Below are 24,996 nucleotides of genomic sequence, written 5' to 3' on the forward strand. Positions count from 1 at the left end.
AACTTGAAATGCAATCAAGTGTGGGAGCTGGCTTGCCTGCGATAACGATGTATCAGCCAAATAAGGGGTAGCAGACAGGCCGCTATCGCAGGCAAGCCAGCTCCCACATTTGATATCACACGCAATTGCTACCTCGTTCGGCACACAGACGCCGAGTCAAAAACAATAAGAATGGAAGGTACTTCCCATGCCTAGCGAACCCACTGGTTCTTCTGTCGACTTCGAAAAAGTCGGCACCGATTATTTTCAACAACGCGAACTGAAAAAAGGCGCCGCCGGCTGGGTACTACTGGTTGGCCTTGGCGTCGCTTATGTTATTTCCGGCGATTACGCCGGCTGGAACTTCGGCCTGGCCCAGGGCGGCTGGGGTGGCATGTTCCTCGCCACCTTGCTGATGGCCACCATGTACCTGTGCATGTGCTTTTCCCTGGCCGAGTTGTCGTCCATGATCCCCACTGCTGGCGGTGGCTACGGTTTTGCCCGCAGCGCTTTTGGCCCTTGGGGCGGGTTCCTCACCGGTACTGCCATCCTTATCGAATACGCCATCGCGCCCGCCGCCATCGCGGTGTTTATCGGCGCCTATTGCGAGTCGTTGTTCGGTATTGGCGGCTGGATGATCTACCTGGCGTTCTACATCATCTTTATCGGCATCCACATCTTTGGTGTGGGCGAAGCCTTGAAGCTGATGTTCGTGATCACCGCCGTCGCCGCGATTGCCCTGGGCGTGTTCCTGGTGTCGATGGTGCCGCACTTCAACGTCGCCAACCTGCTGGATATACCCGTGACCGAGGCCAAGGGCGCCAGCAGCTTCCTGCCGTTCGGCTACGTCGGCGTGTGGGCCGCGATCCCTTATGCCATCTGGTTTTTCCTGGCGGTGGAAGGCGTGCCGCTGGCCGCTGAAGAAACCAAGAACCCCAAGCGCGACCTGCCGCGCGGGCTGATCGGCGCGATTGTGGTGCTGACCAGTTTTGCCCTGTTGATCCTGGTGATCGCGCCGGGCGGTGCGGGCACTTATGCGCTGATCAAATCCGGCAACCCGCTGGTTGAAGCCTTGGCGTTGTCCTACGGCGGTTCCACCTGGATGGGGAGCTTCGTCAACCTGGTCGGCCTGGCCGGTTTGATCGCGAGCTTTTTCTCGATCATCTACGCCTATTCGCGGCAGATCTTTGCCTTGTCCCGTGCCGGTTACCTGCCGCGCAAATTGTCCGAGACCAACAAGAGCAAGGCGCCAGTATTGGCGCTGGTGATCCCCGGGATTATCGGTTTTGGCCTGTCGCTGACCGGCCAGGGTGACTTGCTGATCCTGGTGGCGGTGTTTGGCGCCACGATTTCCTACGTGTTGATGATGGCCGCCCACATCACCCTGCGCATCCGTCGCCCTAAAATGGAGCGGCCATACCGCACACCCGGTGGCATCTTCACCTCAGGCGTGGCACTGGTGCTGGCTTGCGTGGCCGTGGTGGCGGGCTTTCTGGTGGACCCGCGCGTGGTGATTGGCGCGGCGATCATCTATGGAGTATTAATTGCTTACTTTGCTTTCTACAGCCGGCATCACTTGGTAGCAGGCACGCCGGAAGAGGAATTCGCGGCGATCCAGGCCGCAGAGGCCGCCCTGCACTAACTGCCGAAAACCTCGACGCGGCGCCTTGCCCACAGCAGGCGCGCGTCATCAAGGAGACACTGTATGGCAAGCTTTTCCCACGCGGTGGGTGCTCAAACCTACCGCTTCGACAGCCTCAAGGACGTGATGGCCAAGGCCAGCCCGGCACGCTCCGGGGACTTCCTCGCCGGTGTCGCCGCGCAGAATGACGGCGAACGTGTGGCGGCGCAGATGGCGCTGGCAAATATCCCGCTCAAGCACTTCCTGCAGGAAGCATTGATTCCTTATGAAAGCGATGAAGTCACCCGGCTGATCATCGACACCCACGATAAACAGGCGTTTGCAGCGGTCAGCCACCTCACTGTCGGCGGCCTGCGCGACTGGCTGCTCAGCGATGCGGCCGATGAACAGGCCCTACGCGCATTGGCGCCAGGGCTGACACCGGAAATGGCCGCGGCCGTGTCCAAGATCATGCGCGTGCAAGACCTGGTGCTGGTGGCGCAGAAGATCCGCGTGGTCACCCAGTTTCGCGGCACCCTGGGCCTGCGCGGGCGCTTGTCCACGCGCTTGCAGCCCAACCACCCCACCGATGAACCGGCCGGCATCGCGGCGAGCATCCTCGACGGCCTGCTGTACGGCAACGGCGACGCCATGATCGGCATTAACCCGGCCACCGACAGCATCGCCTCGATCTGCGCCATGCTTGAAATGCTCGACGCGATCATTCAGCGCTACGACATCCCCACCCAGGCCTGTGTGCTGACCCACGTCACCACCTCCATCGAAGCGATCAACCGCGGCGTACCGCTGGACCTGGTGTTTCAGTCAATTGCCGGTACCGAAGCGGCCAATGCCAGTTTCGGGATCAACCTGAACGTGCTGCAGGAAGGTTATGACGCGGGCTTAAGCCTCAAGCGCGGCACCCTGGGCCAGAATCTGATGTACTTCGAAACCGGCCAGGGCAGCGCTTTGTCGGCCAATGCGCACTTTGGCGTCGATCAGCAAACCTGTGAAACCCGTGCCTACGCCGTGGCCCGGCACTTCAAGCCGTTTCTGGTGAACACCGTGGTCGGCTTTATCGGCCCGGAGTACCTGTACAACGGCAAGCAGATTATCCGCGCCGGCCTGGAAGACCACTTCTGCGGCAAACTGCTCGGCGTGCCCATGGGTTGCGACATCTGCTACACCAACCACGCCGAAGCCGACCAGGACGACATGGACACCCTGCTGACCCTGCTCGGCGTGGCCGGCATCAACTTCATCATGGGCATCCCCGGCTCCGACGACATCATGCTCAACTACCAGACCACCTCGTTTCACGACGCCCTGTACGCCCGGCAAACATTGGGTTTAAAACCGGCGCCGGAGTTCGAGCAGTGGCTGGCGAAAATGGGCATCTTCACGCAGGCCGATGGCAAAGTGCATTTTGGCAATAGCTTGCCACCGGCCTTTCGTCACGCCTTGGCGCAATTGGGATGAAGGAGCCGACTGTGCAACCAGAAATGCCTGACAACCCGTGGCTGGAACTGCGCCGCCTCACCCCGGCGCGTATTGCCCTGGGCCGCACCGGCACCAGCCTTCCCACCAGCGCCCAACTGGACTTCCAGTTTGCCCACGCCCAGGCGCGGGACGCGGTGCATTTGCCGTTCGATCACACCGGCCTCAGCCGCCAATTGGCCGAACGTGGCCGAGACAGCCTGTTGCTGCACAGCGCCGCCACAGACCGGCACATGTACCTGCAACGCCCGGACCTGGGGCGACGCTTGAGCGATGAGTCGGCGCAAACATTGCGCGACTACGCTTCGGCCCAGCCCGGCGGGGTGGACTTGGCCATCGTAGTAGCCGATGGCCTGTCGGCATTGGCGGTGCATAAACACACAGCGCCGTTTCTGGCGCGCCTGGAAGAACAGACCCACGCCGAAGGCTGGTCCTTGTCACCGGTGATCCTGGTAGAGCAAGGCCGCGTGGCGGTAGCCGATGAAATCGGGCAGCTACTGGGCGCCAAGATGGTGGTGATCCTGATCGGCGAACGACCGGGGCTCAGCTCGCCGGACAGCCTGGGCCTGTATTTCACCTACAACCCCAAGGTCGGCCTCACCGATGCCTATCGCAACTGCATCTCCAACGTGCGGCTGGAAGGCCTGAGTTATGGCATGGCGGCCCATCGCCTGCTGTACTTGATGCGCGAGGCGTGTCGCCGGCAGTTGTCGGGGGTTAATCTCAAGGATGAGGCACAGGTTCAGACCCTCGAATCGGACGACCCGGACCTGATGAAGGGCAATTTCCTGCTCAGCCCGCCCGATGACCGATAGCGGCAAGATTGCGCTTTTTGGCGTCATTAGGCAGCATCGAGTCACGGCCGCTCGTGTGGTCATACCCCACATACCCCATTTGGAAGTTGAGGCCTGGCATGCGGATTACTCAAGCGACCCTGGAACACCTGGACCTGTTGACCCCGTTGTTCGTCAAATACCGCGAGTTCTACGGGGCCCTGCCGTTCCCGGACTCGTCACGGGCCTTTTTGGAAAAGCGCCTGCGGCGCAAGGAGTCGGTGATCTACCTGGCCCTGGCCGACGATGATGACAAGCGGCTGCTGGGGTTTTGCCAGCTCTATCCGAGCTTTTCCTCACTGTCTCTCAAGCGGGTATGGATCCTCAACGACATCTATGTGGCCGAGGATGCGCGCCGGCAACTGGTGGCCGACAACCTGATGCGCACGGCCAAGAAAATGGCCAAGGACACCCACGCGGTACGGTTGCGGGTATCGACCAGCAGCGATAACGACGTGGCGCAGAAGACCTATGAGTCGATTGGGTTTCGCGAAGACACCGAATTCAAAAACTACGTGTTGCCGATCAACGAAGACTGAAAACCGGTAAGCCAAACACCGCAATATCCTTGTGGGAGCTGGCTTGCCTGCGATGGCGAAGTGTCAGCGAGCACTTCTCATACTGACCCACCGCTATCGCAGACAAGCCAGCTCCCACATTGGGTCCGGCGACTGGCTTGAAGCCCAACCCCTTCACAATTTCGCGACACTCCCCGCTACAAAAGCCACACGCTTTTCACCTCTCAATCCGTATAATGCCGACCTTTCAGGGTTGTAAGAACCGCGACAATTACTTGTAGCCTTATTGCCTGAGCTTCCGCACAAGCCCGCTGAGTCGGGCTATTCACACAGGTGCCATCCATGGATTTCAACCCGCTCGACCTTATCCTGCATCTCGACGTTTACCTCGACATGCTGGTAACCAATTACGGTCCGTGGATCTACGCCATTCTGTTCCTGGTGATTTTTTGCGAAACCGGCCTGGTGGTCATGCCCTTCCTGCCAGGCGACTCCTTGCTGTTCATTGCCGGTGCCGTCGCGGCCGGCGGCGGTATGGACCCAGTCCTGCTGGCCGGCCTGCTGATGCTGGCGGCCATCCTCGGCGACAGCACCAACTATGTGATCGGACGAACGGCGGGCGAGCGCTTGTTCAGCAACCCGAACTCCAAGATCTTCCGCCGCGACTACCTGCAAAAGACCCACGACTTCTACGACAAGCACGGCGGCAAGACCGTGACGCTGGCGCGCTTCCTGCCGATCCTGCGTACCTTCGCGCCGTTCGTCGCGGGCGTGGCCAAGATGCCGTATCCACGCTTCTTCGGCTTCAGCGTACTGGGCACCATCCTGTGGGTCGGCGGCCTGGTGACCTTGGGTTACTTCTTCGGCAACGTGCCTTTTATCAAGAAGAACCTGTCGCTGCTGGTGGTGTTCATCATTCTGCTGTCCCTGGTGCCGATGATTATTGGCGTAGTGCGCAGCCGCTTTGGCCGCACGTCCTCCGAAGCCAACCCGCACTGATTGCCCGTGTGGTCCTTCAGCGCCTGGCGTCGCCGGCGCCTGCTGGCCAAGCACCCGATTGCCGATGACATCTGGCAACGGGTGCGCCACCACCTGACCTTCCTCGACGGCATCACGCCGGAGCAAGATCAGTGGCTACGCGAAGCCTGCGTGGTGTTCCTCAGCGAAAAACACCTCACCGCCCTGCCTGGCGTCGAACTGCACCAGGAACAACGCCTGCTGCTCGCCGCCCAGGCGCAACTGCCGCTGATGAACCTGGGCGACCTCGACTGGTACCAAGGCTTTCATGAGATCGTGCTGTACCCCGACGACTTCCTCAGCCCACAACGCCATCGCGATGCCAGCGGCGTCGAACACGAGTGGGACGGCGAACACAGCGGCGAAGCCTGGCAACAGGGCCCGGTGATCCTCGCCTGGCCCGGCGTGCTCGCCAGCGGCCAATGGGAAGGCTACAACCTGGTCATCCACGAACTAGCGCACAAGCTGGACATGCTCAACGGCGACGCCAACGGCCTGCCGCCGCTGCACCACGACATGCGCGTGCAGGATTGGGCCAGCGTCATGCAAGGCGCCTTCGATGACCTCAATCGCCAGTTGGACGCCAACCCGGACGCCGAGACCGAGATAGACCCTTACGCTGCGGAAAACCCGGCGGAGTTCTTTGCCGTCACCAGCGAGTATTTCTTCAGCGCCCCGGATTTACTGGTCAACAGTTATCCACAGGTGTACGCCCAACTCAGCCGCTTTTATCGCCAGGATCCCCTGGCCCGCCTGACCCAACTGCAAGCCAGCGACCTGCGCTACGCGCCACAGGGCGAATGACCGTACGACGCTTAGCGCATGGCATCGGCGTCAGAATATGCCTATAATCGCCGCCACTTTTAGGCCAATCCGGCCATGTCATATGGCCAACTAACGGGGGCAACGCCCAATGAGCTACAGCAAGATTCCGGCTGGCAAAGACCTGCCGAACGACATCTACGTCGCCATCGAAATTCCGGCCAACCACGCGCCGATCAAATACGAAATCGACAAAGACAGCGACTGCCTGTTCGTTGACCGTTTCATGGCCACCCCGATGTTCTACCCGGCCAACTACGGTTTTATCCCTAACACCCTGGCTGACGACGGTGACCCCCTCGACGTGCTGGTCGTGACCCCTTACCCGGTCACCCCAGGCTCGGTTATCCGCGCACGCCCAGTCGGCATCCTGAACATGACCGACGACGGCGGCGGCGATGCCAAAGTCATCGCAGTGCCACACGACAAGCTGTCCCAGCTGTACGTGGACGTGAAGGAATACACCGACCTGCCGCCACTGTTGCTGGAACAGATCAAGCACTTCTTCGAGAACTACAAAGACCTCGAAAAAGGCAAGTGGGTGAAGATCGACGGTTGGGGCAACGCAGACGCCGCCCGCGCCGAGATCATGAAGTCGGTTGCCGCCTACAAAGGCTGATACCCGCGCCTCATTGCCACGGCAATTAAAAAGCCCCGTTAATTCGGGGCTTTTTTATGGGCCGAATTAAACATCAAGTTCAATGTTTATTTGCAGCGTTTAACTAAGTTGCACACCTGAAAGATCCGGCCACAACTAAGCCAAATCCTACAACCGCAAATCAACGCATGGTTTATTTGATTAGACTTTCCGGCCAGTAAACTCTGCGTTTATGAATACATCAGGTGATCGTTTAAAAGCGCTACTACGGGAAGTTCATCTTTCCGCCTCCGACTTCGCCAAGAACCGCGGCGTCACGCCTCAGCACGTGAACAACTGGTTCAAACGCGGGGTCCCCATGGGCCGACTCAACGAGATCGCAGAGTTGCTGTGCGTCTCAAGTCGCTGGTTAAGCGACGGCAAAGGCCCCAAACACCCGCCCGCCAACTACCTGTTGGAAGGCCCCACCGCAAGGATTGCAACCGCCCGCGAAGACACAGGCAAATACCTCACAGGCCCCGCCTGCCGCCCGGAAAAAACCGACGTGGAGATCCCCCTCCACCCCACCTTCACCTCAACCGAACGCATCCGCGTCTCCCTGCACAGCCTGGAAACACTCAACGTAAACCCCGACCGCGCGATAGGCGCCTACATGGTCGACATCATCCAACAAGTCTCCACCCTCGCCATCGACCGAGGCCGTACCCAAATCATCGACGGTGAAATCTACGCCGTCGAACACGACGGCATGCTGCGCATCAAATACCTCTACAACCGCCCTGGCGGCGGCCTGCGCCTGCGCAGCCACAACGCCAGCGAACACCCGGACGAATACCTCAACCACGAGGAACGCTTCGAGCAAAGCTTCAAGATCGTCGGCTGGGTATTCTGGTGGTCCACCCTCAACAACCGCCGCCCACCGGTGCCACTGGATGAACACCTGCTGGGCTGGGAAGGCTCTAAATCGGAACCGGAGGTGGGCAACTGAAGCGAATGTGAGTATCATGCGCCGCACATTTGGCAGGGGTCGCTTCTAGCTGACTCCCTGCTGGCGAAGCGGAGGAGTTCCCGCGGATGCCCTACTATTCAGCCCGACGCAATGTGGGCTGAGCGATTTGAAGGCTGGTGAGGCTTGTCAAAAACAAGCTGAGGCAGTCCCCGAGAAGCCGGCCACAAGCCGGCTTTTTATAATCCCCCCCCTTAAACATCAATCACGTAGCCTTAAAGATCCACTCTGCCCCCCCTGAACATGTCTCTGGTGCAATAGGCAGCCATTCAAAGGCCAGTGGGCTCCAGCAATATCAAAATGACTCGACGCAATCTAGGTGTATTACCCCTTCTTCATTGCTTCACCCAAATAGTCAGCGACCTGATCGATATCCAACATGTCGCCAACAGCGACGCGAGGATGAAACATGTCGCAAAAATACAAAAATAACGACACGTTATGCACGCAGGCTTACACTAGCGACATGACAAGGGCGCTTATAAAAGCGGCCTTACCTTTAACTGGACGTCCTAGTGAGCGTGCGCCCATGACTAACCCCCAACGGCCTTGGCAGGCGGATAGACCCTATAACCAGCTTCCACCCTTGCCGCCAAAGGCAGAACTGGAAACCCGAGCAGTCCTCAAACGCTGCATCGAAGCTCGAGCAGCCTTGGCCGAATTGAAACAAGCAGCCGAGCTGATTCCTAACCAGACGATGCTGATCAATACGATCCCGCTGCTGGAAGCCAAGGACAGCTCCGAGATCGAAAGTATTGTCACTACTACAGATTTACTCTTTCAGCATGCCCAGGATTGCGCCAATCATGCAGATCCCGCGACCAAAGAAGCCCTCCGGTACCGCAAGGCTCTACATAACGGTTTCCAGTCTCTGGCTGAACGTCCACTCTCTACCGGCACAGCAGTAGAGATCTGTCGAACGCTCAAGGGTGTAGACATGGACATCCGTCGAGTGCCAGGCGTCCAGCTAGCCAATGATCGGACCGGAGAAATCATCTATACCCCACCAGAGGGCGAAGATCGCTTACGCGACTTGCTCACCAACTGGGAACGTTTTCTACACAACGAGACAGACCTCGACCCGCTGGTTCGCATGGCTGTCGGACACTATCAGTTCGAGGCTATTCATCCATTCACAGACGGCAACGGTCGTACCGGGCGCGTGCTAAACACCCTGTATCTGATCCAGGAAGGTCTGTTGAATCTACCGATTCTTTACCTTAGTCATTTCATCATTGCGCATAGAGCCGATTACTATCGACTACTGCTTGATGTCACACGCGAACAGGCCTGGGAGCCCTGGCTGCTGTACATGCTTACTGCCGTGGAAGAAACCGCTCGCTGGACCAGTGCAAAAATTGCCGCCATTCGCAGCCTGTCCGAGCACACCAGCCAATTTGTTCGCGAACGTTTGCCGAAAACCTACTCACGCGAATTGGTGGACGTGATTTTTGAGCAGCCCTATTGCCGTATTAGCAACGTCGTCGACAAGCAGATCGCTCAGCGCCAGGCTGCTTCTCGCTACCTCAAAGAGCTGGTCTCCATTGATGTTCTGCAAGAGGTTCAGGTCGGAAAGGAAAAACTGTTCATTCATCCAAAGCTGATGCAGTTGCTGATTCGCGACAGCAACGAATTCAAGCCCTATTTCTGAGCCGAAATTAAGGAAATCGTGAATAAGTCGCCTGGACGATCAAAACCGAACAGGCGACGTCATATCACCTAGGCTGCAAACACTCCACCGCCCTATCCGCCACCATCTTCGCCATCTCCACCAAGTGCATTACCGCCCTCTGTGGTGCAGCCACTGACTCGCTGATCACTTGCGACGTAGCCAGCGCACAATGCAGCAGCTCAGCCACCTGCACCCAGGCATCCTCGAAGCTCAGTTCTTCATTGACCGTGAAGGGGTTGGTCAGGTGTGACGACAGCGTATCTGAACAAACGTTATCCATAGCAAAACTCCTAGCAGTAAGTGACTACCACCGTCCTTTCGCGACTAAACGAGCAGAGGTGGCGGCTGTACGCAGGTTAGTCGACCGGCCGCTAGGCACCGGCGCACCCGAGGGTGCCCTGCGCACAGCCACCATAAAGTGCAGGCAAGAAGACACCTGTCTTTGGGATGGCGCGTGCGCCTAGCGAGGTCCGGGCGACTAAACCCGATCACTGAATTAGCAGTGACGGTCAGCAGCCTAGACACCCAATTCCACTGGCGCAAGCGGTTGGGATTTTCTCGGAAACGTCCTGCAAATGAAAGGGATCGGACCTGCTGGCTACTCAAAATCAGGCAATTCACTCCTGTTCTGCACAGCAACCCGGAGGCCTGAAATCGGGCGTCAACCATTGTCCACTTTAAGTTGACAGTAAGACTCCTCCCACCCGATTTATCCCTCGTCACCCACCCATTAATCTGTGTCCATGTTGAACGCAACGCCCAACCAACCTAAACAAAAAAGGATTCAACCATGAGCACTACAACCTACAACCGCTTGAACAAAGACGACGCCATTGTTCTGCTGGTCGACCACCAAACCGGCCTGATCTCCCTGGTGCAGGACTTCTCTCCCAACGAGTTCAAGAACAACGTGCTGGCCCTGGCTGACCTGGCCAAATTCTTCAACTTGCCGACCATCCTCACCACCAGCTTTGAGCAAGGCCCTAACGGCCCGCTGGTGCCGGAGTTGAAGGAGATGTTCCCGGACGCGCCGTATATCGCTCGCCCTGGTCAGATCAATGCCTGGGACAACGAGGATTTCGTCAAGGCGATCAAGGCCACCGGGCGTAAGCAGATCATCATTGCCGGTGTGGTGACGGATGTGTGTGTGGCGTTCCCGACATTGTCGGCGCTGGCAGAAGGGTTTGAGGTGTTTGTGGTGACGGATGCGTCGGGCACGTTCAACACCACGGTGCAGCAGGCGGCGTGGAGCCGGATGACACAGGCCGGTGCACAGTTGATGAACTGGTTCTCGGTGGCGTGTGAGTTGCACCGCGACTGGCGCAACGATATCGAAGGGCTGGGGAATCTGTTGTCCCAGCGGATTCCTAACTACCGCAATTTGATGAACAGCTACTCGGCCCTGTCTGCTCGCCAGAGCTAAGACTGCCATGCTCCGTATTGAGCCTGCCTGAAAAGGCAGGCTTTTTTATGGGTGTAGATTGAGAGGCGTGCGGGTGACGCAGAGCGTCACTGGATGCGTTACCACGCGGAGCGTGGGAACGAACCCGTCAGACGTCCCTAATCCAGGATCAAGTGCGGCAGAAACCGGCTTGAATCCTTGGTGATCAAGCTATTGTCCTCGCGCACACCGATGCCGGCGGCCTGGTCGCCAATGACCCAAGAGCCGATCAGCGTGTAGCTGTCACCAAATTTTGGCAGCGGTGCGAACTCTTGAAGGATGAAGGGCGCATCCGTGTAGGGGCCGTCTTCTTTTACGGTCAGGCCTTCGGCGGTTTGCAGTTCGATGTTGGCGCCTTCACGGGAGAAGAACGGCTTGCGCACCCAGCCTTTTGGCACGGCTTTGCCTGGGTCGGTGTCCAGGTGGGACGCGAGCAGGTTGGGGTGGCCTTTGTTGAATTCCCACAGCAGCGGCAGGATGCCTTTGTTGGAAATAATGGATTTCCACGCGGGCTCGAAGAACTGTGTGTCGCTCTGGGCAATCGCGGCACCAAAGGGTTCGTGGAAGATGAACTCCCAGGCGTGCAGTTTGAACAGGTGGGGAATCCAGCGATCTTCAAGGTCGACGAAGCGGCCTTCGCTGTTCAGGCCGATGTCTTCGATGTCGATGTGGCGCGATTCGATGCCGACCTTTTCAGCGACCAGGCGCAGGTAGTCGGTGGTGCCTTTGTCTTCGATCGAGTCTTTCATCGAGGCGAAGTAGAACGGCTGGTTGACCTGCAGTTGCGCGAAGGCCTGGTGCAGTTTGGTGTCGATGCTATTGAACTGGTCGGCGTGCTTGGGCAGCAGGCCGCGTTCGATGCATTGTTCCAGCCAGCCCCACTGAAACGCGGCTGCTTCGTAGAGGCTGGTGGGGGTGTCGTAGTTGAGCTCCAGCAACTTGGCGGGCCCGCTGCCGTTGTAGGAGAAGTCCATGCGCCCGTAAAGGTGCGGGTGGCCTTCGAGCCATGAGGTTCGGATCATGTCGTAGAAAGGCGCGGGGATGCTCAGGCGTTCAAGCAGTTCTTCGCTGTGGACCACGCGGGCGACGAGGTCCATGCACATGTCATGGAGCTCGGTGGTCGGGTCTTCGAGGTCGCGCTCGATTTGCTTGAGCGTGAACTGGTAGTACGCGCTTTCGTCCCAGTAGGGTTCGCCGTCGATGGTATGGAACAGGAAGCCGAGGCTCTCGGCGGTGTGTTTCCAGTCATGACGCTCTGCGCATTGGATCTTCTTCATGGCCGGTTTCCTTAGCTGCTCGACCCGCCGCCCCAGCCGCTGCGTGCGCTGGCTTTGCTGCCGAAGCCGCCGCGGGAGGTGGCCGATGAAACCGAGCTCGACTTAGGTGAAGATCGCAGCGTGCTGGTGTAATTGCTGCTGCCGTAGCGGGCTTGGTTGGAACGGCCAAAGGTCGCGCCATTGGACACGCGTTGGTTGAGCGTCGAGTTACCGTAGTTGCCGCGATCATCGCGGTAGCGGTACACCGGCTCGGAACGGTAGCTGTTGCGGTTGTTGCTCAGCATGTTGCCGATCAGCAAGCCGGTCAGCAGGCTGCTGGTGGAGAAGCCTGAGCCGCCGCTGGCCTGAGCGTTGGCCGCTTGCGCATTGGCAGCGTCGACTTGGGATTGGGTCACCTGGCCTTCGGCGGTCAGTTCGAAACCGCCCAAGCGCGGGATGAATTTGCCGGTGGAGTCTTGCTGGCACCAGTCAGCGACAAAGTCGGCGTCGCAATCGGCCTGGCTGTCATACACCGGCGCAATGCGGCGATGCTCGGCCATGGCCGTCATGTAGGCGTCCGAGCAGACGTCTACCGGAAGTTTCTCATCGGCGCATTGCTGTACCGATTGGAAGTTGTACTTCTTTTGCAGGTCGTAGGTTTTTTCCGTTGGGCCACAGCCGGATATCGCCATGGCGACCGACGCTGCCAGCGACAGCTGGACGTACTTGCTTCGTTTCATCGGGAGCTCCGTGGGCAATCAGTTCGAGGTGGGCGTCATGCACGCGGCATTCAGCATGCCGACGCTGATGGCCACCGCGGCCACGTAGATACCGGCCGCCAGTTCGCCCTTCTTGATGCGCTCGGACGTGCCCTTGAGCACCAGGCTGGTCAGCAGGAACGCCAGCAGTTGGACGACGGCGGCGATCACGGCCCAGACGATGAAGTCGAGAACGTTGATCGAGTAGGCAATCACATTGCTGGCCGGAATGGCGAAACCGACGATGGCACCGCCCAGGGCGACCGCTGCGGAGGTGTTGCCCGCACGGATCAGTTCGAACTCCTTGTGCGGGGTGATGCGGGTGTAGATGAACTGGAACAGCGCGAACAGTACCGCAGCCCCCAGGATGTAGAGGACAAAGCCGAGCACCGCAGCTTTGTTGAGGGAGATGGAGAGTGCTTCTAGCATGGACGGCTTCCTTTTTTTAGAGCGTAGTCAGGTCGGTGGTGTACAGCGAAATGCCTAGGGATGTGCTCAGGCTGATGGTGCCTTCGGCATCTTCTTCGACGGAGAACAGCAGGAACTCTCGGCGGTCGGTCAAGCCGGTGTCGCGGGCGTATAGCATCGAACGGTGCTCGATGCTGTAGGTGGCTTCTGGGCTGATGACCTGTTCGCTCATCGCCACCAATTCAGTCTGGCCATCTTCGCTGCCCCACTCCCGGAAGAACTCGACGCCGTCGTGGGTGTAGGTCGGCAAACCGATCAGGCTTTGTGGGCCCGCAAGCCTGCTCAGTTCCGCTTCACTGCTGATGGTGACGTAACTCAGGTAGTTGAACAGAATCACTGACTCGACCTGGCCCGCTATCTGGCCGGTGGTGTGCACCTGCAACCAATAATCTTCGTCGTTCATGTAATAGCGCGACAGCCAGGTGGACTGGCCGAGGTCGATGGTGCCGTTGCTCCAGATTTCCTGGGAGCCGGGGATCACCACGTTGGTTTTTTCATCGAGCAGCAATTTCAGAGTCGTGTCAAACATCACGCCCTTGCCCGGCGCCAGGCCCAAAGGGCCGGTGGCGGGCAGGCTTGGGCTGGCGGTTCGGCTCGAGTCGGTAGTGGCTTTTGGGGCCTCAAGCCCCATCAACTGTTTAAGCCATCCCATGAAAGATTTCCTTAAGGCGAGTGGAAGCGATGTAGAAGAGTTCGCCGCCTTTGACCGCTGTGGCACTGGGCGGGTTGATCGACGGCTGCTGAACACCTTTGGCGCGATAGCCAATGAGGGTGGCGTTGTGGCGCTCCTTCATCTGCGTGTACAGCTCGCCGAACGTTGCCTCAAAGGCGTCGGGCAATTTCATCAGGTACTGGGTGGCGCCCTGCCCCACGCACAGCAACTCATTGATGACCACCGACGAGCCCGGATCCTGAGAGGCGCGCACCAGCATTTCGATCGCCATGCTGGACGTGCATTCCAGGCGCGGGGCGTAGGAGCTGGCCAGTGCAGCGATTTCACTTTCGTTGAAGTGGGCGACCACATGCCCGACGGGGCTCAGTTGATTCACCGCCAGCACGGTGGCCAGCGTCAGGTCATCAGACGGGGTCCGCACCAGCACACGCTCGGCACCGGGCACACCGGCACGCAGCAACAGTGCGGTGGAAGACAGGCTTTCGCCGCGGATGAACGCTGCTTTGCCCGGCATCGGGTTTTCTTCAAGGCTGCAATCGCAGATCACGATCAGGTTGTCGTTCGAGGTTTCGTCTTGCAGCAACAACTCAATCACCCGCTCGCTGGACGCGCCCTCCCAGCCGATCAGCACGGTATGGCCGACCTTGCCGGTGAAATCACCTTTGCCCTTCATGCCCTTTCTCCATGCATCGATAACACTGCTGGTGGTTTTGCCGATGGCTGCCGTGAGCAGCGCAATGCCCCCGAGCATGACCCAGGCCGCCACGAAAATTCGCCCAGCAGACGTCTGCGGCGCGAGGTCGCCATAGCCGACGGTGAGTGTGGTGGTGAGATAGAAGTAGATAAACGTGGCGGCAGCGGTGAGGTGTTGTTCGCCCAGCAACACCAGGCCCAGGTAAGCGGTGCTCAGGTGGACACCCAAGGCAACGATCAGGCCTGCCCAACCGAAGCGATGAAAGAGGGACGAGGCGTACATGCGTAGCAGTAGGAAAATCGACATTTAGCCCCTGGCTCCCTGGGTACTTGAATCCTGACGACAGCATCGCCTCGACGTCTGGATGCTCAAGTGCGTTCACCCGGCATTAAACCCGCTGCGCGGCGTGGATAGAAGTACCTTGGCTGCAATAAATCCGGCGAGCGCACCAAACAGATGCCCTTCGAAGGAAACGCCCTGCCGCGGAAGGAAGCCCACGACCAGTCCGCCATACAGCAAAGCCACAACAGCGGCTGTTAGCAGGTTGCCCCAGCTTCTGTGAAACCAGGCGCGAGACAGCAGATAGGCCCATAGCCCGAACACCCAGCCGCTGGCGCCGACGTGTACGCCTGAAAAACCGAACAGCCAGACCAACAAGCCGCCCAGCAGAATGACGATGGCACTGACGGCGATGAACCGGTTGACCCCTTCGATGATGACCAGAGAGCCCAAGACCAAAAAGGCAATCAGGTTGGCGCTCAGGTGAGCGAAGGAGGCGTGCAAAAACGGCGAGGAGAGTATGCCGAACAGACCCTGCACCGTTCTAGGGATCAGCCCGAATGCCATGAGGCTGTAACCGGTCGCCACATTGAGCAGTTGCAGCGCGACCATGAAGAGGGCCAGGCCTGCGATTGTCTTGAAACCCTTCAAGGCGTTCATCCTGACCTCAACATACAAAAGAAGAGCACTGCGACTGTGGCGAGGGAGCTTGCTCCCGCTGGGGCGCGAAGCGGCCCCAAAAACAGGACTGCTGCGCAGCCCAGCGGGAGCAAGCTCCCTCCCCACAGAGTTGCAGGCTTAACTGACCTGCGTTGATTACTCAGCCGACTTTTGCTTCAGACGCTCCAGAATCGCATTGGCACTGCCTTCGTTCGGCGTGATGCCGGCATCGCGCAGTTTGCGTTCCAGGTCTGTCCCCGTCGACGCTTCAGCCAGCTCATCCTGGGCTTGCAGCTCAGCGGCGCGTTGTTGCTGTTTGGCCTGCAAGCGATTGAGCGTACCGACGGCGGTTTCCAGCTTGCCGTTGGCACCGCCGCTGGCAATGGAGGCACTGACCTGGGCCTTTTGCACGCTGTCGCGAGCCTTGGCCATGTCCACTTGCTGGCGCAGGCTTTTGATGCGGCTTTCGGCCTTGGTGATGTCTTTGCGCATGCTCTCAGCGTACCCACCGAACTCGGTGGTCTGCTTTTGCTCAACGTCCCGCTCGTTGGTCAGGGTCGAAATGGCTTCGGCCACTTCCAGGGCGAGGTCTTCACGGTTGGCCTGGATAGCGGCCATCGCCTTGGATTCCAGGTCTTTGATCTTGGCGTCGTACTCGCCAACACGATCAGCCGCCAGTTTGTGCTTGGCCATGATGCTCACCAGCTCACGCTTGGCGTTGGCCAAGGCGCTGTCTGCATCGCGAATTTCCTGGTCAAGGATGCGCAGGGCCTGTTGGTCGACGATCGATTCGCCGACTTCGCTGGCACCGCCACGCAACGCGGTGAACAATTTGCTCCAGATGGACTGAGTCATTGGGTTTTCCCGAATAATTAAATGAAGAAACGTTCGAAGGCTTCGCTGGCGCGCTGCACGTTATCAACCAGGGTTTTCACCTCGGTCACGATGTTGGTCAGGCTGGAGTCGGAGCTGAGCGCACCGAACATGTTGTAAACCACCTGCCCGTTCGGCATGGACTCGATACCGATCGACGACAACGGGAACATCTCCCGGCTGCGCAGCACGGCGTCATTGAAGGCCGGCACGTCGTTGATGGACTCGGCGTCGACCAGGACGGTATCCACGATGATTTGCTCGCCCACCACCGCGATGTAAATCGGCAAGCCACCAAAGTCGTTCATTTCCAGCTTGATGCTGGACTCGGAGCCTTGGACGAGAGAAAGCGTAATGTCATGGGACGTCACGTCATCCAGCGCCTGAAGAGCACTGAAGAGGCGATCGATATTCCAGTTAGTACCTGCGCTCATGAAATTCTCCGACATGAATGAGCCAGCCAGGATCGGTTGGCGTAGCTGTTTCTCCATTTGCTTGAGCAGGCTTCGGTTTTCGGGAAGCACCCAAGTCTCGTGTTTCACATAACCGGCCGCCGCCAGCCCCGCACGCATCTGCTTCATGTAAAAGCTCGACGGCTTTTTTGCGGACGGCTTCAAGCGCTCTCCCTTGAGGCTTGTTGAATCGGTATCGGGCCCAGTTGATGGGCTCGATGGAGAGCTGCTGTTCATGGTACTGACCTCGCTGTGAAAAACTCACGCGTGAGAAAATCTACAGGCAATCCGCAAGGTACTCAATAGCTCACGCGTGAGATTTTTCCTTACATTTTTCAGCCACCGAAAAGACCCAGCCTACCCCGCCAACTCTCGCTCGATTTGCTCGATGCTAGGCAAGCTCGATTGCAGTTCGGCTGGCAAAGACTCCATCAGTTGATATTGCGCCACACCAATAGGCCGGTTGTTATCGCGCAGTGCGTATTCAGCCACCACTTCATTTTTACCCTTGCACAACAAGAGGCCGATAGTCGGGCCATCCTGTGGGTGCTTTATCTCGGCATCCACCGCCGCAAGATAGAAGCTCAATTTGCCCAGATGCTCGGGCTTGAACTTGCCTGCCTTGAGTTCGATCACCACATAGCAACGCAGCTTCAGGTGATAGAACAACAGGTCGATGAAGAACTCATCGCCGCCTACATTCAGCAGCACTTGCCGGCCAACGAAGGCAAAACCTGCGCCCAACTCCAACAAGAAGTCAGTGACATGCTTGATCAGGGCGTTTTCGATTTCGCGCTCTTGTGCATTCTGGCCCAGGCTGAGGAAATCAAAGCGGTACGGGTCTTTGAGGGATTCGCGCGCCAGGTCGGATTGCGCTTTGGGCAGATGGCTTTCGAAGTTGCTGACGGCCTTGCCACTGCGCTCCAGCAGGCGATTTTCAATGTGCATCACCAGTGTGTTGCGCGACCAGTTATGTTTTAAGGCCTGGATGATGCACCAACGACGAGTTTCGGGGCCGGGAAGCTTATCGAGCAGCACCACGTTGTGGCCCCAAGGCAATTGTGCAGCAGCCTGTTGCACAAATTCCGAATCCGGCCACGCCTCGGCAAAAGCACGCATGTATTTCAGATTGCGCGGCGAAAAACCCTTGATGTCAGGAAAGGCCGCCCGCAGATCTTGCGCAAGGCGGTCGATCACTTTACTACCCCAACCTTGAGCGTGCTGACGCGCCAAAATATCGTGACCGAGCTGCCAGTAGAGCAGCACCAGCTCACGATTAACGGCAATTGATGCGCGCTGTTGCGCCTGATGGATACGGCCCTTGAGGTCTGTCAGCCAATCGCCGTAGCCCTCAGGAGGCGCGATCAACCCGATAGAAGTTTCGCTCATGCCTTTTTTACTCTGGTGTTTTCGGCAGGCTAGCCAGCCGACAGTACCGTCACAAGCATTCGAGAACAGTTCAGGAAGGGTCCTGCGTACCTCACAGAAAGGTCCTGCTGGCACTTGACTCTCCCCTATACGGCACCCCCTACCCTGAATGCCCTTTTCTCAGAACTTATCACCATGAGTCAGCGCATTCTGGTCATTCTCGGCCACCCGTCCGCCGATAGCTTTTGTTCCGCCCTCGCGCACACTTATATCCACGCTGCTAAAACGGCCGGTCACGAAGTCCGCGTCCTGCGCCTGGGTGATCTCAGGTTCGACCCCATCCTTCATCATGCTTACACCCAGGTTCAAGCGCTGGAACCTGACTTGCTCAGCGCCCAAGCCGACATCCTTTGGGCCGAGCATCTGGCCTGGGTTTTCCCTGTCTGGTGGGGCGGTATCCCGGCACTGATGAAGGGCTTTATCGACCGCGTTTTCCTCCCCGGCTTTGCCTTCAAGTACCGCGCAGGCAAGGCATTCCCAGACAAGCTGCTAAAGGGCCGAACCGCGCACTTGTTAGTGACCCTCGACACGCCGCCGTGGTATTACCGCTGGGTTTATCGCATGCCGGCCATCCACCAAATGCGGCGCACCACGCTGGCGCTGTGCGGCATCGCGACGAGCAAGACGCTGCTGTTGGGGCCGGTGCTGGGCTCTTCGCTGACGCAGCGGGCCAAGTGGCTGAAACAGGCCGGCGCACTATTTGAAAAAGGGAGTTTTCATGTACATCGGCAAAGCCGCGCAGTTGTCCGGCACGACCATCAAGGCGATTCGTCACTATGAGGCAATCGGGCTGATGCCAGCGCCTGCGCGTCGGGGCGGTTATCGCGTTTATACCGAGCAGAGTGTCGAGCGGCTGCTGTTTATAAAGTGCGCGCAACAGCTGGGGTTCAAGCTCAAGGAATTACAGGAGATTTTGCAGGGGTACGAGGGTGATGCGCTTCCCTGGGACAAGGCTGACCAAGCCATCGCCAATAAGAAGCAAGCGTTAGCCATGCAAATTGTGGCATTGCAGAATATGCATCAGGGTTTATTGGTCTTCGAGGCCCAATTGAAAGCGGCGCAGGGGGAGTGCTGGGTCGCCACGAAGGCAAGCTGAGACTCGGTGAGCCGAATAAGGTCGCTAATCGGCTCATGGGGTGAGCCGAATAAAACCATCAATCGGCTCACATCACCGTGTGTGCGCCACTCATTTGCCCCAATCCCCCATGTCTGCTAGTGTCGCGCCGGTTTACCGTCTACCGGAATTGCCGCCATGGCCCGCAAAAAAGTTGCACTCGATTTCGAACAATCCCTCGCCGACCTGCAAGCCCTGGTCGAGCGTCTGGAGAACGGCGAGTTGTCGCTGGAAGACTCGTTGACAGCGTTTGAGCAAGGCATCGGCCTGACCCGCGACTGTCAGAGCGCGTTGGCGCAGGCGGAGCAGAAGGTCCAGGTGTTGCTGGAGCGTGACGGGGAGTTGGCCGAAGAGCCTTTCGATGCGGAACAGCCGGAATGATCAGCGCATACCAAGCCAGTAGCCAAGCCCGGGTGAATGCCGCGCTGGAGCCCCTGTTTGTTGCGCCAAGCCCGGAAATGACGCGCCTCTATGAAGCCATGCGCTACAGCGTGATGAATGGCGGCAAGCGGGTGCGCCCGTTGCTGGCCTATGCCGCCTGCGAAGCTCTCGGGGCGCCGGCAGCCGAGGCGAATGGCGCGGCCTGTGCGGTCGAGTTGATCCACGCCTATTCCCTGGTGCATGACGACTTACCGGCAATGGACGACGATGATTTGCGTCGCGGCCAGCCCACCACCCACAAAGCCTTCGATGAGGCCTATGCAATTCTGGCCGGAGATGGCTTGCAGAGCCTGGCGTTCAGCGCATTGCTGGACCCGACGCTAAGCAGCGTCAACGCCGAGATCCGCTTGCGCATGGTCACCGCCCTGGCCCATGCAGCGGGCCCGGCTGGAATGGTCGGCGGGCAGGCCATCGACATGGGCTCGGTCAGCCTCAAGCTCGATCAAAAAGCCCTCGAACACATGCATCGCCACAAGACCGGTGCGCTGATTGAGGCCGCCGTGCAACTGGGCGCCCTGGCCAGTGGCCGTGCCGACGCCGAGCAATTAGCGGCGCTGCAGACCTATTCTCGCGCTGTCGGCCTGGCCTTCCAGGTACAGGACGATATCCTCGACGTGGAAAGCGACACCGCCACCCTCGGTAAACGCCAGGGCGCCGATATCGCACGTGACAAGCCGACTTATCCTGCCTTGCTGGGGCTGCAAGCCGCCAAGGCCTATGCCATCGAGCTGCGTGACCAGGCTCTGGATGCCCTGCGACCTTTCGACGCGGCGGCCGAGCCACTGCGTGACCTGGCGCGGTATATCGTCGAACGTCGCCACTGACAGCCGCGGCCATTTGCGCTGCATATCGGCCAAGTTCGGCCCTCTGCGTGGGCAGTTTGCACGGCTTGAGGTAAACTGCCGCCTCTTCTATACCTATAACGATTCGCCTGATGCCCACGACGTTTCAAGAGATTCCCCGCAAACGCCCGTCTACGCCCCTGCTCGACCGTGCTGCCACGCCGGACGGCCTGCGTCGACTGGGTGAAGCCGAGCTGGAAACCCTGGCCGATGAGCTGCGCCTGGAATTGCTCTACACGGTCGGCCAGACCGGTGGGCATTTTGGCGCCGGGCTGGGCGTGATCGAGCTGACCATCGCCTTGCATTACGTGTTCGACACCCCGGACGACCGGCTGGTGTGGGACGTGGGCCACCAGGCGTATCCGCATAAAATCCTCACCGGCCGTCGCGAGCGCATGGCCAGCCTGCGCCAGAAGGACGGCCTGGCCGCCTTCCCACGCCGTGCCGAGAGCGAGTACGACACCTTTGGCGTCGGCCACTCCAGCACGTCCATCAGTGCAGCACTGGGCATGGCGATTGCCGCCCGCCTGCAAGGCAGTGAGCGCAAGGCGATTGCGGTGATTGGTGATGGCGCGCTGACCGCCGGCATGGCCTTCGAAGCGCTGAACCATGCGCCGGAAGTGGACGCCAACATGTTGGTGATCCTAAACGACAACGACATGTCGATTTCGCGCAACGTGGGTGGCCTGTCCAATTATCTGGCGAAGATCCTCTCCAGCCGTACCTACGCCAGCATGCGCGAAGGCAGCAAGAAAGTGCTGTCGCGTCTGCCTGGCGCATGGGAAATTGCGCGCCGCACCGAAGAGTATGCCAAGGGCATGCTGGTACCCGGCACCCTGTTCGAAGAGCTGGGCTGGAACTACATCGGCCCTATCGACGGCCACGACCTGCCGACCCTGATCGCGACGTTGCGCAACATGCGCGACCTCAAGGGCCCGCAGTTCCTGCATATCGTCACCAAGAAAGGCAAAGGTTTCGCTCCGGCGGAAGTCGACCCGATTGGTTACCACGCGATCACTAAGCTCGAACCCCTGGACGCTCCCGCCGCCGCGCCGAAAAAGGCCAGCGGGCCGAAGTATTCCGGGGTGTTTGGCGAATGGCTATGCGACATGGCCGCCGCCGACCCGCGTCTGGTGGGTGTTACCCCGGCGATGAAGGAAGGCTCCGACCTGGTGGCGTTCAGCGAGCGTTTCCCGCTGCGTTACTTCGACGTGGCGATTGCCGAGCAACACGCCGTGACCTTCGCGGCCGGCATGGCCTGCGAAGGCGCCAAGCCGGTGGTGGCGATCTACTCCACCTTCCTGCAACGCGGTTATGACCAATTGGTTCACGATGTGGCGGTGCAGAACCTCGACGTGCTGTTCGCCATCGACCGTGCCGGCCTGGTGGGCGAAGACGGCCCGACCCATGCGGGCAGTTTCGACCTGTCGTACCTGCGCTGCATCCCCGGCATGCTGGTGATGACCCCGAGCGACGAGAACGAACTGCGCAAGATGCTCAGCACCGGCCACCTGTACAACGGCCCGGCCGCTGTGCGGTACCCGCGCGGCACCGGCCCGAACGCCGTGATCGAAAAAGACCTGGAGCCGATCGAAATCGGTAAAGGCATCGTGCGTCGCCAAGGCAGCAAAACTGCGTTCCTGGTGTTTGGCGTGCAACTGGCTGAAGCCTTGAAAGTCGCCGAGAAGATCGACGCCACCGTGGTCGACATGCGGTTCGTCAAGCCACTGGATGAAGCGTTGGTACGCGAAATTGCCGCCAGCCATGAGCTGCTGGTGACCGTCGAAGAGAACGCCATCATGGGCGGCGCCGGTGCGGCGGTCAGTGAGTTCCTGGCGCGGGAGAACATCCTCAAGTCGGTGCTGCACCTGGGCTTGCCAGATGTATACGTCGAACACGCCAAGCCGGCGCAGATGCTGGCTGAATGCGGGCTGGATGAAGCGGGTATCGAGGCGTCCGTGCGCGAGCGCCTGGCGCTACTGAATCTGTAATCAGCCCCAACTGTGGGAGCTGGCTTGCCTGCGATGACGGCGGCACATTCGCTAACAATGTGTCAGATACACCGCTATCGCAGGCAAGCCAGCTCCCACAGTGGTTTTGCATGACCTTCGAATGCTATGGACAGCCCATGAAACGCCTGTGCCTTGCCCTGCTACTGCTTCCCTGCGCCGACCTGCTCGCCGACACCCGCGACCAGGCCCTGAAGCTCTCCGACGTGGTCATCAGCGCCAACCGCCAAGTCCAGGCGCGTAATGACAGCAGCGCCGCCAACACCGTCTTCACCCGCGCCGACATCGACCGCCTGCAACCCACCAGCGTCACCGACCTGCTCAGCCGCGTGCCGGGCGTGCAAGTTGCGCCGACCGGTGGGCGTGGCAGTTTGCCGGGGATTTTCATTCGCGGCACCAAGTCGGCGCAGAGCCTGGTGCTGGTGGACGGCCAACGCATCGCCAACACCACCTCCGGCGACAGCGGCTTGCAATACCTCAACGTCGATCAGATTGAACGGGTGGAAGTGCTGCGCGGTTCACGTTCGGTCATTTACGGCAGCGATGCGATTGGCGGGGTGATTCAGGTGTTCACCCGGCGCAATGCCGAGCAAGGCTTGCAGCCGCGCCTGAAACTTGGCTTTGGCAGCAACCAGACCTGGGAACGCAGCCTGGGCCTGTCAGGCGGCGATGAACACACGCGCTTCAACCTGGGCGCGAGCCTGGATGAAACCGCCGGCATCAACGCGAGCCACGCGTCGTTCCCCAGTGACGGCGACCATGATGCCTACCGCAACCAGTCCGTCAGCCTGAACCTCAGCCACTCGTTCAGTGATGAGCTGGAGGTGGGCTTCAATCTGCTGGATAACCGTGGCAAGTCGGAGTACGACAACAGTTATGGCCGCTACGACGGCGCCACCGGGCAAAGCCTGGGCCAGAAACCCTACACCGACTACACCGTGAGCAGCGCCAGCGGCTATGTCGATGCCAAGCTCAATGACAGCTGGCAGTCGCGCCTAGAGCTGGGCCACAGTGAAAACCGCGACACCAAGCGCGATACCCTCAGCGATGATTACAGCGCATTCAACACCTACCGCGACTCGGTCAATTGGCAGAACGACCTGATCCTGGATGAGCAAAACAGCCTGATCGTCGGTGGCGACTGGTATGAAGACCGTTTCCACGGTTCCACCACCTTTACCGAGAACAGCCGCTGGAACCGGGCGGCCTTCGTGCAGCACCGCTTCCAAAGCCAATGGTTTTCCACCGAGCTGGGCCTGCGCCGTGACCAGAACCAGCAGTTCGGCGGCCAGAACAGTTGGAGCGGCACCCTGACCTTGCCGGTCAACCCCGACAATGACTTGCTCTTGAGCTACAGCGAAGGCTTTCGTGCGCCAACCTTCAACGACCTCTATTACCCCGACACGCAGTACAGCAACCCCAACCTGCAGCCCGAGACATCAAAGAGCTACGAGCTGCAATGGCGCAGCCAACTGACCGACAGCACACGCCTGGAAGCCTCGCTGTATCGCACCGACCTGAGCGACGCGATCATCCTTGACGCCGGCAAGCCGCAAAACGTGGCGTCGGCGCGGATCAACGGCTTTGAAGCGGCGCTCAAGCAAGAACTGTTTGGCTGGCAGGGCAACCTGGGCCTGTCGCTTATCGACCCGCGTGACCGTGACAGCGGCCACACCCTGGCACGTCGCGCCCGGCGAACGGTGAACCTGGATCTGGACCGGCAATTTGATCAACTCGGTCTCGGCGCCAGCTGGCAAGCGATCAGCAGCAGCTACGACGATGAAGCCAACCGCAACCGTCTGGGCGGTTATGCCTTGTTGGGGCTGCGCAGTAGTTGGGCGTTGAACCGGGAGGTGTCGTTGTCGCTAAAGATGGATAACGCGCTGGACAAGTCTTATGCACGGGCGAAGTACAGCTACCTCGGGGAAAACCAGAATTATCGTGAAGAAGGTCGGGTGTGGATGTTCGGGGTGACGTGGACACCTGAGCTCTAAGTAGCCTGATCCGGCGTCATCGCAGGCAAGCCAGCTCCCACAATTGAAATG

The 24,996-nt window shown here is 59.3% G+C and carries 26 protein-coding genes; 16 read left to right on the forward strand and 10 right to left on the reverse strand.

The window, feature by feature from the left end:
* Positions 1-187: 187 nt before the first annotated feature.
* From eat to fic, 9 genes are all read left to right on the forward strand, one after another.
* The gene (eat, locus tag AB9N64_RS14255) at positions 188-1,621 is read left to right on the forward strand and encodes an ethanolamine permease (protein WP_003194515.1); all 1,434 of its coding nucleotides are present in this window, start codon (positions 188-190) and stop codon (positions 1,619-1,621) included.
* Positions 1,622-1,684: 63 nt separating this feature from the next.
* A complete protein-coding gene (locus tag AB9N64_RS14260) occupies positions 1,685-3,079 on the forward strand; it encodes an ethanolamine ammonia-lyase subunit EutB (RefSeq protein WP_014720103.1) in 1,395 nt (464 codons plus the stop codon).
* A complete protein-coding gene (gene eutC / locus AB9N64_RS14265; protein WP_102666340.1) occupies positions 3,076-3,912 on the forward strand; it encodes an ethanolamine ammonia-lyase subunit EutC in 837 nt (278 codons plus the stop codon). Before AB9N64_RS14260 ends, eutC begins: the two co-directional genes overlap by 4 nt.
* Positions 3,913-4,010: 98 nt before the next feature.
* Positions 4,011-4,469 (forward strand): N-acetyltransferase, encoded by a 459-nt coding sequence (locus tag AB9N64_RS14270; RefSeq protein ID WP_014720105.1) that lies wholly within the window; start codon positions 4,011-4,013, stop codon positions 4,467-4,469.
* A gap of 321 nt (positions 4,470-4,790) precedes the next feature.
* A complete protein-coding gene (locus AB9N64_RS14275; RefSeq protein WP_003194521.1) occupies positions 4,791-5,447 on the forward strand; it encodes a DedA family protein in 657 nt (218 codons plus the stop codon).
* 6 nt (positions 5,448-5,453) lie between these two features.
* Entirely contained in the window at positions 5,454-6,269 is an 816-nt protein-coding gene (locus AB9N64_RS14280) for a zinc-dependent peptidase (RefSeq protein WP_014720106.1), read from the forward strand.
* A 109-nt stretch (positions 6,270-6,378) separates the two neighbouring features.
* Positions 6,379-6,906, forward strand: a complete 528-nt coding sequence (gene ppa / locus AB9N64_RS14285; protein WP_003176323.1) for an inorganic diphosphatase — start codon at positions 6,379-6,381, stop codon at positions 6,904-6,906.
* A gap of 211 nt (positions 6,907-7,117) precedes the next feature.
* Complete coding sequence (locus tag AB9N64_RS14290; protein ID WP_371359487.1) at positions 7,118-7,873, forward strand: helix-turn-helix transcriptional regulator; 756 nt, start codon at positions 7,118-7,120, stop codon at positions 7,871-7,873.
* Between the two features lie 547 nt (positions 7,874-8,420).
* Positions 8,421-9,542, forward strand: coding sequence for a protein adenylyltransferase Fic (gene fic / locus AB9N64_RS14295; protein WP_032904192.1), 1,122 nt, complete (start codon positions 8,421-8,423; stop codon positions 9,540-9,542).
* Between the two features lie 64 nt (positions 9,543-9,606).
* On the opposite strand, the gene AB9N64_RS14300 is transcribed toward fic, so the two are convergent.
* Positions 9,607-9,843 (reverse strand): DUF6124 family protein, encoded by a 237-nt coding sequence (locus tag AB9N64_RS14300; RefSeq protein ID WP_073452042.1) that lies wholly within the window; start codon positions 9,841-9,843, stop codon positions 9,607-9,609.
* A 510-nt stretch (positions 9,844-10,353) separates the two neighbouring features.
* Between AB9N64_RS14300 and ycaC the strand changes: the two genes are divergently transcribed.
* Positions 10,354-10,986, forward strand: coding sequence for an isochorismate family cysteine hydrolase YcaC (gene ycaC / locus AB9N64_RS14305; protein ID WP_073452040.1), 633 nt, complete (start codon positions 10,354-10,356; stop codon positions 10,984-10,986).
* Between the two features lie 137 nt (positions 10,987-11,123).
* Here the strand turns inward: ycaC and AB9N64_RS14310 are convergent, their stop codons facing one another.
* The 9 genes from AB9N64_RS14310 to AB9N64_RS14350 form a co-directional block, all read right to left on the reverse strand.
* Positions 11,124-12,281, reverse strand: a complete 1,158-nt coding sequence (locus tag AB9N64_RS14310) for a glutathionylspermidine synthase family protein (protein WP_014720110.1) — start codon at positions 12,279-12,281, stop codon at positions 11,124-11,126.
* Between the two features lie 11 nt (positions 12,282-12,292).
* Positions 12,293-13,000 carry a DUF1190 domain-containing protein gene (locus AB9N64_RS14315; protein WP_014720111.1) on the reverse strand — a complete coding sequence of 236 codons (708 nt, stop codon included), beginning with the start codon at positions 12,998-13,000 and terminating at the stop codon, positions 12,293-12,295.
* Between the two features lie 18 nt (positions 13,001-13,018).
* Positions 13,019-13,447, reverse strand: a complete 429-nt coding sequence (locus AB9N64_RS14320) for a DUF350 domain-containing protein (RefSeq protein WP_003194539.1) — start codon at positions 13,445-13,447, stop codon at positions 13,019-13,021.
* 16 nt (positions 13,448-13,463) lie between these two features.
* Positions 13,464-14,138 carry a DUF2491 family protein gene (locus AB9N64_RS14325; protein ID WP_014720112.1) on the reverse strand — a complete coding sequence of 225 codons (675 nt, stop codon included), beginning with the start codon at positions 14,136-14,138 and terminating at the stop codon, positions 13,464-13,466.
* Positions 14,125-15,159: an ion channel gene (locus AB9N64_RS14330; RefSeq protein WP_019818834.1), complete on the reverse strand. Its 1,035-nt coding sequence runs from the start codon at positions 15,157-15,159 to the stop codon at positions 14,125-14,127. The genes AB9N64_RS14325 and AB9N64_RS14330 overlap by 14 nt, the downstream gene beginning before the upstream one ends.
* A gap of 72 nt (positions 15,160-15,231) precedes the next feature.
* On the reverse strand, positions 15,232-15,792 hold the full coding sequence (locus AB9N64_RS14335; RefSeq protein WP_038451651.1) for a rhomboid family intramembrane serine protease: 561 nt from the start codon (positions 15,790-15,792) through the stop codon (positions 15,232-15,234).
* Positions 15,793-15,948: 156 nt separating this feature from the next.
* Entirely contained in the window at positions 15,949-16,647 is a 699-nt protein-coding gene (locus AB9N64_RS14340; protein WP_014720114.1) for a PspA/IM30 family protein, read from the reverse strand.
* Between the two features lie 17 nt (positions 16,648-16,664).
* Complete coding sequence (locus AB9N64_RS14345) at positions 16,665-17,246, reverse strand: YjfI family protein (protein ID WP_083535088.1); 582 nt, start codon at positions 17,244-17,246, stop codon at positions 16,665-16,667.
* Positions 17,247-17,474: 228 nt separating this feature from the next.
* On the reverse strand, positions 17,475-18,506 hold the full coding sequence (locus AB9N64_RS14350) for a YhcG family protein (RefSeq protein WP_106111414.1): 1,032 nt from the start codon (positions 18,504-18,506) through the stop codon (positions 17,475-17,477).
* A gap of 174 nt (positions 18,507-18,680) precedes the next feature.
* Between AB9N64_RS14350 and AB9N64_RS14355 the strand changes: the two genes are divergently transcribed.
* The 6 genes from AB9N64_RS14355 (at position 18,681) to AB9N64_RS14380 (ending at position 24,945) form a co-directional block, all read left to right on the forward strand.
* The gene (locus tag AB9N64_RS14355) at positions 18,681-19,325 is read left to right on the forward strand and encodes an NAD(P)H-dependent oxidoreductase (protein ID WP_014720117.1); all 645 of its coding nucleotides are present in this window, start codon (positions 18,681-18,683) and stop codon (positions 19,323-19,325) included.
* Positions 19,264-19,641: a MerR family transcriptional regulator gene (locus AB9N64_RS14360; RefSeq protein WP_102666618.1), complete on the forward strand. Its 378-nt coding sequence runs from the start codon at positions 19,264-19,266 to the stop codon at positions 19,639-19,641. The genes AB9N64_RS14355 and AB9N64_RS14360 overlap by 62 nt, the downstream gene beginning before the upstream one ends.
* A gap of 156 nt (positions 19,642-19,797) precedes the next feature.
* On the forward strand, positions 19,798-20,040 hold the full coding sequence (locus AB9N64_RS14365) for an exodeoxyribonuclease VII small subunit (RefSeq protein ID WP_003194556.1): 243 nt from the start codon (positions 19,798-19,800) through the stop codon (positions 20,038-20,040).
* Positions 20,037-20,924: a (2E,6E)-farnesyl diphosphate synthase gene (ispA, locus tag AB9N64_RS14370; protein ID WP_014720119.1), complete on the forward strand. Its 888-nt coding sequence runs from the start codon at positions 20,037-20,039 to the stop codon at positions 20,922-20,924. The genes AB9N64_RS14365 and ispA overlap by 4 nt, the downstream gene beginning before the upstream one ends.
* A gap of 110 nt (positions 20,925-21,034) precedes the next feature.
* Positions 21,035-22,933 carry a 1-deoxy-D-xylulose-5-phosphate synthase gene (gene dxs, locus AB9N64_RS14375; protein ID WP_014720120.1) on the forward strand — a complete coding sequence of 633 codons (1,899 nt, stop codon included), beginning with the start codon at positions 21,035-21,037 and terminating at the stop codon, positions 22,931-22,933.
* Positions 22,934-23,070: 137 nt separating this feature from the next.
* On the forward strand, positions 23,071-24,945 hold the full coding sequence (locus tag AB9N64_RS14380; RefSeq protein ID WP_371359488.1) for a TonB-dependent receptor domain-containing protein: 1,875 nt from the start codon (positions 23,071-23,073) through the stop codon (positions 24,943-24,945).
* The last annotated feature ends 51 nt before the right edge of the window (positions 24,946-24,996 follow it).

The sequence above is a fragment of the Pseudomonas sp. KT_2_4 genome, assembly GCF_041410225.1.
Classification (GTDB): domain Bacteria; phylum Pseudomonadota; class Gammaproteobacteria; order Pseudomonadales; family Pseudomonadaceae; genus Aquipseudomonas; species Aquipseudomonas paracarnis.

Bases quoted from the DNA above. Each gene is read 5' to 3' on its own strand.
- eat (WP_003194515.1), top strand. From the start codon at position 188: ATGCCTAGCGAACCCACTGGTTCTTCTGTCGACTTCGAAAAAGTCGGC.
- AB9N64_RS14260 (WP_014720103.1), top strand. From the start codon at position 1,685: ATGGCAAGCTTTTCCCACGCGGTGGGTGCTCAAACCTACCGCTTCGAC.
- eutC (WP_102666340.1), top strand. From the start codon at position 3,076: ATGAAGGAGCCGACTGTGCAACCAGAAATGCCTGACAACCCGTGGCTG.
- AB9N64_RS14270 (WP_014720105.1), top strand. From the start codon at position 4,011: ATGCGGATTACTCAAGCGACCCTGGAACACCTGGACCTGTTGACCCCG.
- AB9N64_RS14275 (WP_003194521.1), top strand. From the start codon at position 4,791: ATGGATTTCAACCCGCTCGACCTTATCCTGCATCTCGACGTTTACCTC.
- ppa (WP_003176323.1), top strand. From the start codon at position 6,379: ATGAGCTACAGCAAGATTCCGGCTGGCAAAGACCTGCCGAACGACATC.
- AB9N64_RS14290 (WP_371359487.1), top strand. From the start codon at position 7,118: ATGAATACATCAGGTGATCGTTTAAAAGCGCTACTACGGGAAGTTCAT.
- fic (WP_032904192.1), top strand. From the start codon at position 8,421: ATGACTAACCCCCAACGGCCTTGGCAGGCGGATAGACCCTATAACCAG.
- AB9N64_RS14300 (WP_073452042.1), bottom strand. From the start codon at position 9,843: ATGGATAACGTTTGTTCAGATACGCTGTCGTCACACCTGACCAACCCC.
- ycaC (WP_073452040.1), top strand. From the start codon at position 10,354: ATGAGCACTACAACCTACAACCGCTTGAACAAAGACGACGCCATTGTT.
- AB9N64_RS14310 (WP_014720110.1), bottom strand. From the start codon at position 12,281: ATGAAGAAGATCCAATGCGCAGAGCGTCATGACTGGAAACACACCGCC.
- AB9N64_RS14315 (WP_014720111.1), bottom strand. From the start codon at position 13,000: ATGAAACGAAGCAAGTACGTCCAGCTGTCGCTGGCAGCGTCGGTCGCC.
- AB9N64_RS14320 (WP_003194539.1), bottom strand. From the start codon at position 13,447: ATGCTAGAAGCACTCTCCATCTCCCTCAACAAAGCTGCGGTGCTCGGC.
- AB9N64_RS14325 (WP_014720112.1), bottom strand. From the start codon at position 14,138: ATGGGATGGCTTAAACAGTTGATGGGGCTTGAGGCCCCAAAAGCCACT.
- AB9N64_RS14330 (WP_019818834.1), bottom strand. From the start codon at position 15,159: ATGTCGATTTTCCTACTGCTACGCATGTACGCCTCGTCCCTCTTTCAT.
- AB9N64_RS14335 (WP_038451651.1), bottom strand. From the start codon at position 15,792: ATGAACGCCTTGAAGGGTTTCAAGACAATCGCAGGCCTGGCCCTCTTC.
- AB9N64_RS14340 (WP_014720114.1), bottom strand. From the start codon at position 16,647: ATGACTCAGTCCATCTGGAGCAAATTGTTCACCGCGTTGCGTGGCGGT.
- AB9N64_RS14345 (WP_083535088.1), bottom strand. From the start codon at position 17,246: ATGAAGCAGATGCGTGCGGGGCTGGCGGCGGCCGGTTATGTGAAACAC.
- AB9N64_RS14350 (WP_106111414.1), bottom strand. From the start codon at position 18,506: ATGAGCGAAACTTCTATCGGGTTGATCGCGCCTCCTGAGGGCTACGGC.
- AB9N64_RS14355 (WP_014720117.1), top strand. From the start codon at position 18,681: ATGAGTCAGCGCATTCTGGTCATTCTCGGCCACCCGTCCGCCGATAGC.
- AB9N64_RS14360 (WP_102666618.1), top strand. From the start codon at position 19,264: ATGTACATCGGCAAAGCCGCGCAGTTGTCCGGCACGACCATCAAGGCG.
- AB9N64_RS14365 (WP_003194556.1), top strand. From the start codon at position 19,798: ATGGCCCGCAAAAAAGTTGCACTCGATTTCGAACAATCCCTCGCCGAC.
- ispA (WP_014720119.1), top strand. From the start codon at position 20,037: ATGATCAGCGCATACCAAGCCAGTAGCCAAGCCCGGGTGAATGCCGCG.
- dxs (WP_014720120.1), top strand. From the start codon at position 21,035: ATGCCCACGACGTTTCAAGAGATTCCCCGCAAACGCCCGTCTACGCCC.
- AB9N64_RS14380 (WP_371359488.1), top strand. From the start codon at position 23,071: ATGAAACGCCTGTGCCTTGCCCTGCTACTGCTTCCCTGCGCCGACCTG.